Raw genomic sequence first — 14,759 nt, forward strand, 5'->3', positions numbered from 1 at the left:
GGGCTGGGGTGGTGGTAGTTCATGGGGAGGCGGATTTTTCCCTGGAAGCTTTGCAGGAGGAGTGTTAGGCGGACTGACAGCTGGTGCATTAACAGGTGCAACAAGTGGAGGGTATTATCCCGCTCCATATCCAGTAGCTTATCCATCACCATACCCTGTAACGTATCCAATGCCATACCCAGGTTATCAGCAAATACCATATTCGTATTAAACTAAAAAAGAGGCTATCCTCTTTTTTAGTTTAATACGGTATTTATTTATAAAATACTTCCAAAATTAAGGTGAAAATATGTTAATATTTTGTTATTGTAATTCAAAAACATATACATTGATGTAGAGTTTTATATTATTATTCGTGAATAGTTATGTAGTATGCTCTAATTTCTATTTCGTTATTAAAAACAAAGAGATCAGATGTGAGTGGTATTAGTTGGAAACAAGGCTTGCATAGAGACACTTAAAGGGATTGCAGTATAATAAGGCGCGAAATAATTAGGGAGATGAGAAGCTACTATTTATAATTAGAACGGTATAATATTGCTTTTTATTACAAATAATATTATGTTATTTTAATCGGTCTATTCAAAAAGATAATTTATGTAATGGGCTAGTATTAGAAAATGAAATATCTCTATTTCTATGAAGAGAAACAGGTTGTGTTTTAGTCAGATAGAAGCAAGGAGAGATGCGCATGCTAGAACAGAGAGGTCATGCATTATATGACTCTTCATTGCGAGATTTAAAGTTAGCATTAGATGAGTCTTCAATTGTTGCAATTACAGATCGAAAAGGTCTTATTACATATGTAAATGATAAATTTTGTGAAATCTCTAAATACAAAAGAGAAGAATTAATTGGGAAAGATCACCGTATTTTAAATTCAGGACATCATCCAAAAACCTTTTTTCAAGACTTATGGAAGCGTATTTTGAATGGGAAAGTATGGACAGGTGAGATTCGGAATCGAGCAAAAGATGGTACATATTATTGGGTCAAAACAACAATTGTTCCATTTTTAAATGAAAAAGGAGAGCCATACCAATTTATCGCAATTCGAAATGATATTAGTAGTAGAAAAGAAGCGGAACATAGATTGCGGCTAAGTGAAAGTCGTTATAGGGAACTTGCCTATCATGATGCTTTAACGAGTTTGCCTAACCGTTTACAATTAATAACGACCGTTAACGAATTGATTGCAGATAAAAAAGAATTTGGTATGATTTACTTTGATTTGGACCGTTTTAAATTAGTAAATGATACATTAGGTCATATGATAGGGGATTTACTTTTAAGTGAAGTTGCTTCAAGGTTGCATTATGTACTAGGAGAGAAAGATGTTCTGGCTAGGCTAGGTGGCGACGAATTTGTGCTGTTAACAAAAAATCATAGACAAGATGATATGAGTCAGTTAGCGACATCTGTGTTGTCATGTTTTCAGGCACCATTTATGCTGGAAGGCCATGAAGTATACATTTCAGCTAGTCTGGGACTTTGTTCTTATCCACAAGACGGACAAGATGTGGAAACGTTATTGAAAAACTCTGACTTAGCTATGTATAGTGCAAAAGAACAGGGGAGAAACGCTGCGTGTTTCTTTACAGATGAGCTACGCGCGAAAATAAATCGTAGAATGAAAGTTGAGTTTGCTTTGCAAAAGGCAATTCGTGATGAAGAGTTAGATGTAGCATTGCAGCCTATTATTGATTTGAAAACGAAGAGATATTCTGGTATAGAAGCTCTAGTACGTTGTATGACAGAAGACGGACCTATTTCACCAAGCGAATTTATCCCTGTAGCTGAAGAGTCTGGACTTATTATAAAACTAGGAGACTGGGTATTAGAAAAATCATGTCGCTTGTTTAAAACATTGCCGAATTATCAAGAAGGACTAAAGTTATCTGTGAATTTATCTATACAACAATTAATGCAGAAACGTTTTATTTTATCAGTACGTAGCATTTTAAAGAGAACTGGCTTTCCTCCGAACCGTTTAATATTAGAAATAACGGAAAGCATTGCAGTCCGTCATTTTGATTATATTATTGCTACATTACAAGAATTAAGAAATATGGGTGTTTTAATTGCTTTGGATGATTTCGGGACTGGCTATTCTTCCTTATATTATTTAAAACAACTACCACTGGATATTGTAAAAATTGATCGTAATTTTATTCGTGAATTTCATTATGATCACGCACAACCAGAACGAACGATTGTAAAATCCGTTATTGAAATTGCTCATAGTTTAAATTTAGCAGTAGTTGCTGAAGGAGTAGAAACAGTAGAGCAAGAGAGTTTGTTACAATCAATGAGCTGTGATTATGTACAGGGATTTTATTATGCGAAACCTTTATCTGTAGGAGAGCTAAAAGAAAAGTTAATTACAGATTTTTAATAAAAAAGAGAAGCCAGCAGCTTCTCTTTATTTAATCCGTTTTTTGTGAGTCTTTCATTAGTACTGGATAAAGAATAAGACCTAATACGAACAATCCAATTCCTAAGAAGAATGTTTTTAAATCAGCAGTTCCCGTTTTGATAACCCAAATGGAGTATATCAACGCTAATGTCGTAATGATTCCATCTTTTACTCGAGATCCTGGCAGTATATCATACGTTTCTCCTGTAATAACTAATTTTAATTGGTACAAGGTAGAAACAAGGTATGGAATTAAATAGGCTAATGTTGCTACGACGATAGCGAAACTATACGCTTCTGAAACAGTACCAGAAATCGTTGAAAATAAGAAAATTTGCGTCATTACATTTGTAATCAATAGTGATTTTGAAGGACTACCTTTTTTATTTGTTTTCCCGAAAAACTTAGGGAAAAGTCCATTTTTTGCTGCCTGGTAAGGTACTTCTGAACTAACAACAATCCAGCCAACTGTAGATCCAAATAAAGATATAAGAGCGAGTAAAGCCATTATATATGCACCTTTATTTCCAATTGCTAAATTTAATGCGTCTACTAATGGTTTTTGAGACTCTTTTAAAGCATCTTGCGGAAGAGCTCCCATTGTAAGTAAAGTAATTGACATGTAAATAAGAAGAGCGATAATTAATCCGAAAATCGTAGCTTTTTTTACATCGCGCTGTGATTTTGCACGATTAGAAAGCATAACTGCTGATTCAATACCGATAAATGCCCAGAGTGTTGCAATAGCAGCTGAATTGATTTGTCCACCTAATGAGATTGATTGTCCTGCTTCATTCATAAAGGTTTGACCGTCTCCGAAATTAGAGGCGTTGAAAATGAATAATGTAATTACAATAAACATTGTAAATCCGATAATTTTTGCAATGGTAGCAAGTAGATTCATGTTTCCAGCTCGATCAATATTTTGAGAAAGAATATATTGAATTCCCCACAGCATAAGGCTACATACGAGGAAAGTTAATCCTTTTCCGAGTTCCAGTGAAAATCCATTTATTGAAAAAAGAATTTGCTTACTTTGTAAAACTGGAAAGAATGTTGATAAATATCCAGCAAAGGAAATAATAACAGATGCTGTTGCAGCCCAGTTAGCAGCCCAATATCCCCATGCCATACTATATCCTGCAACTTTACCAGCTTTTTTTGAAGGAAACATCGCTTGAGCATAGCTTTGTGGTCCAGCTTTTAATTCTGGTTTCCGAATCGCTAAATTTCCAAATACAAGTGCAATCATAAATACGCCAAGGCCTGTAATACTCCATGCGAGTGTAGAACCCATTGGCCCTGATACTTGTGCTAAATTTGCTGGAAGCATAAATACGCCACCGCCAACCATATTCCCGATAACAAATGCTGTTAAAACCCATAATCCCCATTTTTTCGTTTCCATTTTTGTTAACTCCTTTGTAGTAAGTTTTGCTTAAACATCATTTTTTACTAGCTTTTTGACAATAAAAAAAGAGCCATGTAGATAAAAAAATACCTACATGGCTCTTTCGCCAAAGCGTAGGTACAACGGGAATAACCCTTGTACCTACGCGTAATTTTTCCGCTAGGTTTCAAGGGTTACGTATGATGATGATGTTTTTGTGCAAATGTAACTACAGTTGTTGTATAAGTAAGCATAGTTCTTTGCTCCCTTTCTCCTCTGATTTTGAAGTTAGTATACTACATGTTTTTTTGAATGAAAAGAAAAATATAAAAATTTTTATAAAAATACGTTTTAAAGATTAAATATTTACCTATATTTTTCTTGTACTGGAAAATAAGTGAGAGATTGGCAGAAGAGTGAAGCATGTTATAATACATATAGAATTAGAAGGTGACAAGGGGCTATTGTAGATGATGAGTAAGTATGAACAAATTTATACAGAAATCAGTAAATCTATTGATAATAAACAATTAAAAGAGGGATGCAAAATCCCATCAGAAACAGAATTAATGAAGCAGTATGAGGCAAGCCGAGGCACCGTAAGAAAAGCTGTAGATTTACTGCAAGAGCGTGGATATGTGCAAAAAATTCATGGGAAAGGTGTTTTTGTTTTAAAGCGAAAAAATATTGAATTTAATTTTGGCGGTATTGTAAGTTTCCAAGAAGAAAATGAACGTTTAGGACGTCATTGTATTACGGAAGTTGTGGAAATGGACAAAGAAAAAGCCACAAAAGACATTGCGAAATTATTAAATGTAAAAGAAAAAACAGAGATTGACCATATTAAACGTGTACGAAATATTGATGGAGAAAAAGTAATTTTAGATATAAATCATTTTGTATCTGAGTTTATTCCAGGATTAACGAAAGAAATTGCAACTGCATCGATTTATAAATACATCGAGAAAGAGCTTGGGCTACATATTAGTTATTCGCAGAGAGTAATAGAAGTACAGCCATGTACAGAGGATGACAGAAAGTATTTAGATTTAAATGGAACAGACTATGTTGTCGTTGTGAAAAACTTTACACATTTGTATGATGGAAGTCAGTTTGAATATACAGAATCACGCCACCGTTTAGATATTTTTCACTTTTCGGATGTGGCGCGCAGGAAGTAAAGAGGTGGAACAAAATATTGTTTCATCTCTTTTTTTTATAAAAAAAACACACACTCGTATATACGAGTGTTGACTAACTTATATATACGAGTTAATATGTAATTGTAAACGGTATCAAAAAAAGAAAAGAGGGACGGGAATATGGGGAAAGACTATCGTAAAACAGCAGAGGAAGTGTTGCAGTATATTGGTGGGAAAGACAATATTGAACAAGCTGCACATTGTGTGACGAGGCTCCGTATCGCTTTAAAAGATGAAAGTAAAATAGATAATGATAAATTACAGTCTGTTTCATTAGTGAAAGGAGCGTTTCATAACGCTGGTATATTTCAAATTGTAATTGGTCCAGGGGATGTAGATCGTGTTTACGCTGAATTGATAACGCTTGCAGGTATGAAAGAATCGACTGTAGCGGACGTAAAAGACTCTGGAAATCAGAAGTTAAATCCAGCTCAAAAGTTTGTGAAAATATTTTCGGATGTATTTATGCCGATATTACCAGCGATCGTAACAGCTGGTTTACTAATGGGTATTAACAATCTATTAGGCGCAAAGGACTTATTTTTTGATGGGAAAAATTTATTAGATGTTTATCCGAACTTAGGCGGGCTTTGGGATTTAATTAATATGATGGCCAATACAGCATTCGTATTCTTACCAGCACTTGTCGGTTGGTCAGCAACGAAGCGTTTTGGTGGTAGTCCAATACTAGGGATTGTTATGGGATTAATGCTTGTGCACCCGGCCTTATTAAACGCTTGGGACTATGGAAAAGCAGCGACTGGTTTAGAGGGTCAAAAGATTGAGTACTTCAATATTTTAGGACTATTCCAAATTGAGAAGGTAGGATATCAAGGACAAATTTTACCCGTTTTAGTAGCAGCATTTGTATTAAGTAAAGTGGAAATTTTCTTAAAGAAACATGTACCAAATGCAATTCAATTATTAGTTGTACCAATTACAACAATCGTTGTGACAGGTGTGTTAGCACTAGGAATTATCGGTCCGGTTACACGTCATATTGGAGATTTATTAACAGTAGGATTAGTAGGTGTATATGAAACAGTACCAGTAGTTGGAGCAGTATTATTTGGAGCGTTATATGCACCGCTTGTAATTACAGGTATGCATCATATGTTTATTGCAATTGATTTACAATTGATTGCACAACATGGCGGGACATTTATTTGGCCGATGATCGCTCTTTCTAACATTGCGCAAGGTAGTGCGGCACTTGCGATGTTCTGGATTTCTAAAAATCAAAATGATAAAAGTATGGCATCAACATCAGCCATTTCAGCATACTTCGGTATTACAGAACCAGCGATGTTTGGGGTGAATTTACGAAATAAGTTCCCGTTCTATGCAGCGATTATAGGGTCTGCTGTGGCAGCGATATTCATTACATTAAATGGTGTATTAGCGCCTGCTATCGGAATTGGCGGATTGCCAGCATTTATTTCTATCATTCCGAAATCGATTCCAATGTTTATTGTAGGAATGATTATTGCAGTTGTAATCCCGTTTACTTTAACATGGTTATTTGCAAAAAGAGTCAAACAGAAGTAGGAGGAAGTTAAACATGAAGGATTGGCATAAAAGTGTAGTCTATCAAATTTATCCGAAGAGCTTTAATAGTTATTACAATAGAGAAACCGGGGATATAAAAGGTGTTACAGAGAAACTAGATTATTTAAAAGAACTCGGAGTGGATTATATATGGTTAACACCGATATACCAATCACCACAAAATGATAATGGATATGATGTAAGTGATTACTACAGCATTGATCCATCTTACGGAACGATGGAAGAGTTTGAAGAACTTTTAGCAGAAGCGAAAGTACGTAACATTGAGATTATGCTTGATATTGTTGTAAATCATAGTTCGACTGAACATAAGTGGTTTAAAGAAGCGAAGGAAGATAAAAATAGTCCATATCGTAATTACTATATTTGGCGTGATGAAAAAAATAATTGGCAGTCTAAGTTTGGTGGATCTGCTTGGAAATATGATGAGAAGACGGAGCAATATTATTTACATTTATTTGATGAAACACAAGCTGATTTAAATTGGGAAAATGAAAAACTTCGTGAAGAAGTATATGATATGATGCGTTTTTGGCTGGATAAAGGAGTAACAGGATTCCGATTAGATGTCATTAACTTAATTTCAAAAGACCAATGTTTCTTAAACGATGAAGGTAGTACTGCGACAAGTGATGGACGCAAGTATTATACAGATGGTCCGCGTGTTCATGAATATTTACAAGAGATGAACCGAAATGTTTTTGCAGGAAAAGATGTCATTACAGTTGGAGAAATGTCATCTACGACAATTGATAATTGTATTAAATATTCTAATCCTGAGCGTAATGAATTAAGCATGACGTTTAGTTTCCATCATTTAAAAGTAGATTATCCGAATGGTGATAAGTGGACGAAAGCAGAGTTTGATTTTATTAAATTAAAAGAGATTATGTCTAGCTGGCAAATTGAAATGCAAAAGGGCGGAGGATGGAATGCGTTATTTTGGTGTAATCATGATCAGCCTCGCATCGTGTCACGCTTTGGTGATGATGGAAAGTACCGAAACGAATCTGCAAAAATGTTAGCGACAGCCATGCACATGCTGCAAGGAACGCCTTATATTTATCAAGGGGAAGAAATCGGTATGACGAATCCTAAATTTGAGTCCATCGAGCAATATCGTGATGTGGAATCGTTAAATATATACGATATAAAGCTAAAAGAAGGGCTATCAAAAGAAGAGATTATAGGGATTTTAAAGCAAAAATCTCGTGACAACTCCCGTACTCCAATGCAGTGGAATGAAGAGATGAACAGTGGCTTTACAACAAGTACACCTTGGATTTCAGTGGCTGAAAACTTTAAAGAAATAAACGTAGAGAAGGCATTAGAAGATAAAGAGTCCGTATTTTATCATTATAAAAAGTTAATAGAACTTAGAAAAACGTATGATGTTCTTACAGAAGGAGAATATGCTATTTTGGATGAAAATCATCCTAAGATTTGGGCATATACACGTACTGTAAATGATGAGGTATTACTTGTTATCAATAACTTCTATGGAGAAGAAATAACGTACTCTGTACAAGCGCACGTTCAATTAGATGGAATGAAACAAGAAGTACTACTGTCGAATTATAAAGATGCCAGCAAGGATATTGCAAAACTTAACTTAAGACCATATGAATCAATTGTGTATCGATATACGAAATAAAAGGTTGTATGCCTATGCGGCATACAACCTTTTATTTTAGTACACCACTATACAAAATGTTTACCTCTACCTCAGGTTTGAATTTTACTTTTGCATAATCTTTATTCCAATTTTTCTTCTTCCATAAGTCAGGGTGGTAGGCGATAAGGTGTCTGCCGATACCGAAAGCATCACAGTTTGCTTTTTGTAACTTTTTCGTTATCTTTTTAGCTTCTTTCGTAAGTTGTTTAGACAATTCTTTATTTAGTTTTTTTCTTTCATCCATTTTGTAAAGATTATCTCTCGGAGCTTCAAGCGCTATAACTTTTAGTTGGAGCTTAATGTGAGCATAAACATTTCCTTTTTTATCTGTTGTTATTTTTAAGTCGCGTTTTAACTTTCGATTGCTAATTTCCATTGTTAAATAATCAGATGTTTTCTCTGATTCATCGCTAGTAAGCTTTTGGGTTATACGGGCACTTGTTCCCATTTTTCCAGTTAATAATACGAATAAAACAGATTGTTTCAAAGATAAATGCCCAGTTAATTTATCATTATTAAATAAAGCTAGACCGTTTGTAATCACTTCTTTTCCTTTTATTTTTATAGAAGGGAGGGTAAAGTCTTTACCGGGATCTAACATTTTTGTAGCAGCTGTTTCTAAAGTTTCTTTTGGAAACACACTCATATCTTCTAAACTTTTCACTTTTTTCTTTAGAAAATCTCCAATTAGTAAATTTCCTACTTTCTTTTTTTCTAGTATCTCGGATGTTTCACCATCTACTGCAATAAGTTTTACTAAAGCAGTTGGGTTTGTTGGGTCCCGAAAGCTGACATCTAAATAAGGTAATATACCTTTTTTTAGAATTTTGGTTCCAAGTAATTGAACACCATATTTAAAATAACGAATATTTCCGGTTACATTTTTTTTTAGGGCATCGCTTGTATCCCTTATGTTATGCCCGGTGGCTGAATGTATTTCATTCTCGAATGAAGATTGTTCGCCGCTTGAACTTTTTACGAGCTCAATTGTTTGCTGGAGTTTATTCTTTTCTGTAATATCAGATCCAATACTATAAGCTAATCTCGCTTCTCTTAATGGTTCTTGATCCCAACAGCCAGAAAGGAGGGAACTAGTACATAATATAAAAAGTAATTTAACTCTTTTTTGGAACATACTGTTCTCCTTTCTTATTTCTTATTACTGAATAAAGTAGAAATAAAAGAGGGAGGACAACGATGAAAATATACGTGAACTTATCAGTGAAAGTTGAAATTACTTTTAATTCTTCAGGTGTATCTATAAATAAGGCTACACTAAAAGCAATAATACCGACGATTGGAACAGCTTTTTTATGATTAGCAAGATTGAATATATGCCCAACTCCGATTGAAGCAGAGCAATAATAACTAGCAATAGAAGCCACAACTGTTATCATCCATATTGGTATAAATAGTAAATCAGTCCGGTCTATAATCCCGATATGTAAGGAGCGTAATAAGTAAGCAACTGGTTCTGGAATAAGCTCGATTTGTTTTGGACTAAATACGATAAAGCAAATCCAAACAGTAAAAGTATAAAAAAGTGTTACAAATCCATTAGCGATAGAAATGGCCTTCAGTTTTGCGACAGAACTGCCATTTACTTTTGGAAAAGCGATAAGAATGATTTCAAAACCATACATAGCTGTAATTGTTTCCTTGGATGCTTGAATTATATTCCACCAGCCGGCTTCTGTAATCGGAAAAATATAAGAAAAATCAGCTCGTGAAAACCCTAGTGCAATTAAAAGAGCCATGGGCAAAATGAGAATAGAAGCCATGACATAAAATCGTACGATGACTTTAAATGTATTATAGGCTATATAGCAGCAAGCTATCGTAAATAGTAAGAGAATTGCGTACCAAGGGGTCGCTTGCAAAACCCACACTTTAATGACATTACAAGCATTTAACATAACTGTCATACCGATAAGAGTAAAATAAAAAACATAAGCAAAGCCTAATAGTTTTCCAAACTTATTACCAAATAGCATACAAACACTTTCATACATATCTGCATCAGGGAATCGTTTTAAGAAAAGCCACATTAGTAAAATAATAAGCTGAATCGCAAGCCCGGCGATGAGCGCGGAAATCCATCCACCACCTTTTGCTATTGGGTGAAGACGGTTAGGCAGGGAAAGTATACCCACTCCAATTTGGCATTGAATAACGAAAAAGGTAAATTGAACTAGCGAAATTTTACTTTGCGTGTTTGTCACCGTTCTCATCCTCTCTCGTTACATGTTGGCGCTGCATTTTTTTCGGTTTTGGATCATGTGGTCGTTCCCAAAATGACCAAATTGGTAGTCTTACAAAAGAATCTTTCATATCTTTAATCCGCATTGGTGCAACAGGAGAAAGATATGGTGTATGAAAAGAATGAAGCTGACATAGGTGAACGAAAGTTATAATTAGACCGAATGATATTCCTACATATCCAAATATGGCAGCAAGGAGCATTAATGGAAAACGAAGAATTCGAACAGCTGAACTCATATCGTTTGATGGAACGAGAAAAGATGAGATTGCAGTTAAAGCTACAACGATAATCATCGTATAAGAAACAAGTCCGGCTTTTACAATTGCATCACCAATTACTAAACCGCCTACAATACCGATTGTTTGTCCAACTCTGCTTGGCAAACGAATACCAGCTTCCCGTAATAACTCGAAAATTAGCTCCATTAAGAGAGCTTCAAAAATAGGAGGAAGTGGTACTTTCTCTAATGAAGCTTTAATTGTATACACAAGTTCAAGCGGCAATACATCAGGATGAAAGGCTACGGTTGCGATATATATAGCTGGTAAGAGAAAAGCAATCAAGAAACTCACTAAGCGAATCATTCGGACGAAAGAACCGACAATCCAGCGGTTATTATAATCGTCTGGTGATTGATAGAAGGCAAATAACGTAACAGGAACGATAAGCGCTGTTGGGTCTCCATCAGATAAAATAGCAACTCGTCCTTCCATTAAATTTGCTGCGACTCTATCTGGACGCTCTGTATTTAATTGCTGTGGAAATGGTGAGAAAGATGTATCCTCTATAAATTCTTGTATATATCCCGGAGGCATAAGTGCATCTGTCTTAATCGTTTCTAACCTTCTTTTTACTTCTGTAACTAAATCGTCATTCGCTATGTTTTGCATATAAGCAATTGCCACTTTCGTATGCATTTCTTCACCAAGTGTGAAATATTTAACGACGATATTTGGACTTTTTATGAGTTTACGAATGGAAGCTAAATTGGTTGCTAAATCTTCTACAAAACCAGTATGTGGTCCACGTACAATGCCTTCATTATCAGGCTCAGCTATATCTCTCTTTAAAGATAAAGCTGTTTCAAAAATACAAAAACTGTCGACTTGTTCATGAAAATATAATGATTTTCCTTGTAATAAAAGTTGCACACCGTAATTTAAATTTGTTTCTTTTTTCATATTTAATGTGGCAAAAGCTTTATCTAAAGACAAATCCGACCGAGTTAATAAAGGCTCAAGAGCTAATTGATGGATTAAATTGGGGTCTGCTAAAGATTCGATATATAAGATTATTCCTTTTCCGTTTTGAAAAGGGAGATCTAATTTTTTTATATCATCAGAATGAGAAAGTTTATTTTCAATGTAACTAATGTTCTCCGGAAGTGATGGAAACATATGCTTTTGTTTTTTACTCTCTTGTTGTTCTTTTTTCTCTGTCATAATTTCCACCTCTTTTAAAGTGCAATTGTTTCTGTTAATTTTTGTCGTTTGTGAGAAATTTATGCTTGAATTATTTTTTTAAAAGAGGGTTGAAGGTTACGTTACATTGTCTTTTGTGCATTATTCAATTTCATAGCAGTACTTCTAACATTTGTGTCGAATTAAGAAGATATATAGGAGGGATATATATGGAAATAGCTGTAGAACGTGTTTTTACGAAAGAGATTTTAAAAAGAGCAGCGAATTTGTTTCATGTAACAGTAGAAGAAAAGCCACTTGGAGATTTTGAGAATTATATTTTTAAGGCGAAGGGTGATAATGATGAAGATTACGTATTACGTTTAACACATTCTTCTCATCGTTCTAAACAAGAGGTAGAGGCTGAACTAGATTTTTTACGATATGTTGCGGAGAATGGGGCAAAGGTAGCAGGACCTCTTTATTCAACGTCTCGAAATCTCGTAGAAGAAATCGTAGCAGAGGATGGGACTTTCTTTTTCGCTTCTTTATTTATATATGCAAAAGGTGAGCAAGTAAAAGGAGCAGAATCGCCTTATTGGGGAGATGCTTATTTTGAAGCGTGGGGAAAAGCGATTGGGCAACTGCATCGCCTTACAATGGATTATCCTAAAACAGACTACCGTGATACGTGGGAAGAAGACGAAAGTGGAATTGTTAATGAATTAGAAGATGGTCAAGTGAAAGAGATTGCAGCGGTATTAATGGATGAAATTAAGGCTCTTCCAGTTGAAAGAGAAACGTTCGGTCTTATGCACGGTGATATTCATCAAGGTAATTTTCATTATGATGGTAAAGAGCTAACAATCTTTGATTTTGATGATGCTGCTTATAATTACTTTATACATGATTTAGCGATGGTTTTATACTACTCTGTTCTATTTACACCGTGGACAGCAGAAGAGAAGACAGATTTTGCTCGTAAACAGTTACAAGTGTTACGAAAAGGATATGAGTATGAGCACAGGCTGGCGGATAGTTGGTATGAATCGTTACCACTATTTTTACGTTTACGTGATATAGGTTTATATGGAACGCTTCAAAAGAAGTTTAAAGGGAAAGATATGCCTGATAACTTCTTGAAATTATCAGAAGAGCTATACGAAAGAATTATTAAAAGAGAAGCAATTGTGAATATATAATACATTTAGTTCAAAACAAAGTATATAAAACAAATATATACTTTGTTTTTTTATACAAAAATATGTTTACTTTATTAAAATAATATTGTCCTAGATTCGGTATGCACTTATAATTTTATATATATTCTGAATATTCTTTATAAAAAAGGAGGGGGAATGTTGGAAACTTTCGTAAATTGGTTAAATAATATTGTTTGGAGTCCAGCACTTGTTTATTTATGTTTAGGAGTAGGTTTATATTTTTCTATTCGAACGAAGTTTTTACAAGTAAGGCACGTAGGAGAAATGGTGAAGCTGACATTTCAAGGAGAAAAATCAGAGGCTGGTGTTTCTTCATTCCAAGCGTTAGCACTTTCGTTATCAGGACGTGTTGGAACAGGAAATATCGCTGGGGTAGCAACAGCCGTTGCATTCGGTGGACCAGGAGCTGTATTTTGGATGTGGGCAGTAGCCTTTTTAGGAGCAGGATCAGCTTATGTAGAATCAACACTCGCGCAAATATATAAGACGAAACATCAAGGACAATTTCGTGGTGGACCTGCTTATTACATTGAAAAAGGTTTAGGTGTGAAATGGTATGCTTTAGTATTCGTTGCAGCGACAATTCTTGCAACGGGGCTTTTACTACCAGGTGTGCAAGCAAATAGTATTGCTGTAAGTTTAGAAACTGCTTTTGGTATTAATACTACCGCATCAGGGGCTATATTAGTTGTCGTATTAGCTCTTATCATTTTCGGTGGAGTAAAGCGAATTGTTAACGTAGCGCAAGTTGTCGTACCGTTTATGGCAATAGGCTATATTTTAGTAGCTTGCGTCATTGTTGCTATGAATATTGAAAAATTGCCAGAAGCATTTATGTTAATTATAAGAAGTGCATTTGCATTAGAAGCTGCTTTCGGTGGTATTATCGGTTTAGCAATCTCTTGGGGGGTAAAACGTGGTATTTATTCCAATGAAGCAGGACAAGGGACTGGACCACACGCAGCAGCAGCAGCCGAAGTATCACATCCAGCTAAGCAAGGTTTAGTGCAAGCATTTTCCGTTTACATTGATACATTATTTGTTTGTTCAGCAACAGCATTTATGATGATTATTACAGGCATGTATAACGTATTTGATGCAAGCGGAAAAAACTTTATCGTTAATAAACTAAATGGTGCTCAGCCAGGACCAGGATATACACAGGCGGCGGTAGAATCTGTTTTTCCTGGATTTGGAAACGGTTTCGTTGCAATCTCGTTATTATTCTTCGCGTTTACAACAATTATGGCGTATTACTACATTGCAGAAACGAATATTGCATACTTAAATCGTGATAAAGACCGTCCTTGGATGTCTATGGTACTAAAGTTTGTATTTTTAGGAGCTGTATTCTATGGCTGTATAAAAACAGCAGCAACAGCTTGGGCTTTAGGCGACATTGGGGTAGGAATTATGGCATGGGTAAATATCATTGCGATTTTACTATTACAAAAACCTGCATTAGTCGCATTAAAGGATTATGAAAAACAGAAAAAAGAAGGAAAAGATCCAGTATTCGATCCAGGGCCATTAGGAATTAAAAATGCTGATTTTTGGGAGCATGAATACGGGAAAGATAAGAAAGAAGAAGTATCTTAACAGAATAGAAATGAAGAAGCAA

The 14,759-nt window shown here is 35.1% G+C and carries 10 protein-coding genes and 1 pseudogene; 7 read left to right on the top strand and 4 right to left on the bottom strand.

Annotation, left to right across the window (positions count from 1 at the left end; genetic code table 11):
* Positions 1–211, top strand: a pseudogene (locus GBN91_RS25735) (cobalt transporter); the annotation flags it as partial.
* Positions 212–691: 480 nt separating this feature from the next.
* On the top strand, positions 692–2,395 hold the full coding sequence (locus tag GBN91_RS25740; protein ID WP_000893345.1) for a putative bifunctional diguanylate cyclase/phosphodiesterase: 1,704 nt from the start codon (positions 692–694) through the stop codon (positions 2,393–2,395).
* Between the two features lie 31 nt (positions 2,396–2,426).
* Here GBN91_RS25740 and GBN91_RS25745 read toward each other — a convergent pair whose 3' ends face one another.
* Positions 2,427–3,824, bottom strand: coding sequence for an amino acid permease (locus GBN91_RS25745; protein WP_000448447.1), 1,398 nt, complete (start codon positions 3,822–3,824; stop codon positions 2,427–2,429).
* Between the two features lie 452 nt (positions 3,825–4,276).
* Here GBN91_RS25745 and treR point away from each other — a divergent pair, with 452 nt between their 5' ends.
* From treR to treC, 3 genes are all read left to right on the top strand, one after another.
* Positions 4,277–4,987, top strand: coding sequence for a trehalose operon repressor (gene treR / locus GBN91_RS25750; RefSeq protein ID WP_000987240.1), 711 nt, complete (start codon positions 4,277–4,279; stop codon positions 4,985–4,987).
* A gap of 141 nt (positions 4,988–5,128) precedes the next feature.
* Positions 5,129–6,556, top strand: coding sequence for a PTS system trehalose-specific EIIBC component (gene treP / locus GBN91_RS25755; RefSeq protein ID WP_000513935.1), 1,428 nt, complete (start codon positions 5,129–5,131; stop codon positions 6,554–6,556).
* Between the two features lie 13 nt (positions 6,557–6,569).
* Positions 6,570–8,231, top strand: coding sequence for an alpha,alpha-phosphotrehalase (treC, locus tag GBN91_RS25760; RefSeq protein ID WP_061113572.1), 1,662 nt, complete (start codon positions 6,570–6,572; stop codon positions 8,229–8,231).
* Positions 8,232–8,262: 31 nt separating this feature from the next.
* Here treC and gerKC read toward each other — a convergent pair whose 3' ends face one another.
* Genes gerKC through gerKA form a run of 3 tightly spaced genes read right to left on the bottom strand, consistent with a single transcriptional unit; the run spans position 8,263 to position 11,957 of the window.
* Positions 8,263–9,387, bottom strand: a complete 1,125-nt coding sequence (gerKC, locus tag GBN91_RS25765; RefSeq protein WP_102956300.1) for a spore germination protein GerKC — start codon at positions 9,385–9,387, stop codon at positions 8,263–8,265.
* Positions 9,368–10,474, bottom strand: coding sequence for a GerAB/ArcD/ProY family transporter (locus tag GBN91_RS25770; protein ID WP_152122648.1), 1,107 nt, complete (start codon positions 10,472–10,474; stop codon positions 9,368–9,370). The genes gerKC and GBN91_RS25770 overlap by 20 nt, the downstream gene beginning before the upstream one ends.
* Entirely contained in the window at positions 10,455–11,957 is a 1,503-nt protein-coding gene (gerKA, locus tag GBN91_RS25775) for a spore germination protein GerKA (protein ID WP_102956304.1), read from the bottom strand. Before gerKA ends, GBN91_RS25770 begins: the two co-directional genes overlap by 20 nt.
* 188 nt (positions 11,958–12,145) lie before the next feature.
* On the opposite strand from gerKA, the gene GBN91_RS25780 reads away from it, so the two are divergent.
* The gene (locus GBN91_RS25780) at positions 12,146–13,117 is read left to right on the top strand and encodes a phosphotransferase enzyme family protein (protein WP_000401644.1); all 972 of its coding nucleotides are present in this window, start codon (positions 12,146–12,148) and stop codon (positions 13,115–13,117) included.
* Positions 13,118–13,276: 159 nt separating this feature from the next.
* Entirely contained in the window at positions 13,277–14,737 is a 1,461-nt protein-coding gene (locus tag GBN91_RS25785; RefSeq protein WP_000447396.1) for an alanine/glycine:cation symporter family protein, read from the top strand.
* Positions 14,738–14,759: the final 22 nt, after the last annotated feature.

This window comes from Bacillus sp. B1-WWTP-T-0.5-Post-4, assembly GCF_009183795.1.
Classification (GTDB): Bacteria; Bacillota; Bacilli; order Bacillales; family Bacillaceae_G; genus Bacillus_A; species Bacillus_A cereus.

Excerpts from the sequence above, each read along its gene's own strand:
- gerKA (WP_102956304.1), bottom strand. The coding sequence starts at position 11,957 with ATGACAGAGAAAAAAGAACAACAAGAGAGTAAAAAACAAAAGCATATG.
- treC (WP_061113572.1), top strand. The coding sequence starts at position 6,570 with ATGAAGGATTGGCATAAAAGTGTAGTCTATCAAATTTATCCGAAGAGC.
- GBN91_RS25740 (WP_000893345.1), top strand. The coding sequence starts at position 692 with ATGCTAGAACAGAGAGGTCATGCATTATATGACTCTTCATTGCGAGAT.
- gerKC (WP_102956300.1), bottom strand. The coding sequence starts at position 9,387 with ATGTTCCAAAAAAGAGTTAAATTACTTTTTATATTATGTACTAGTTCC.
- GBN91_RS25745 (WP_000448447.1), bottom strand. The coding sequence starts at position 3,824 with ATGGAAACGAAAAAATGGGGATTATGGGTTTTAACAGCATTTGTTATC.
- treR (WP_000987240.1), top strand. The coding sequence starts at position 4,277 with ATGATGAGTAAGTATGAACAAATTTATACAGAAATCAGTAAATCTATT.
- GBN91_RS25780 (WP_000401644.1), top strand. The coding sequence starts at position 12,146 with ATGGAAATAGCTGTAGAACGTGTTTTTACGAAAGAGATTTTAAAAAGA.
- treP (WP_000513935.1), top strand. The coding sequence starts at position 5,129 with ATGGGGAAAGACTATCGTAAAACAGCAGAGGAAGTGTTGCAGTATATT.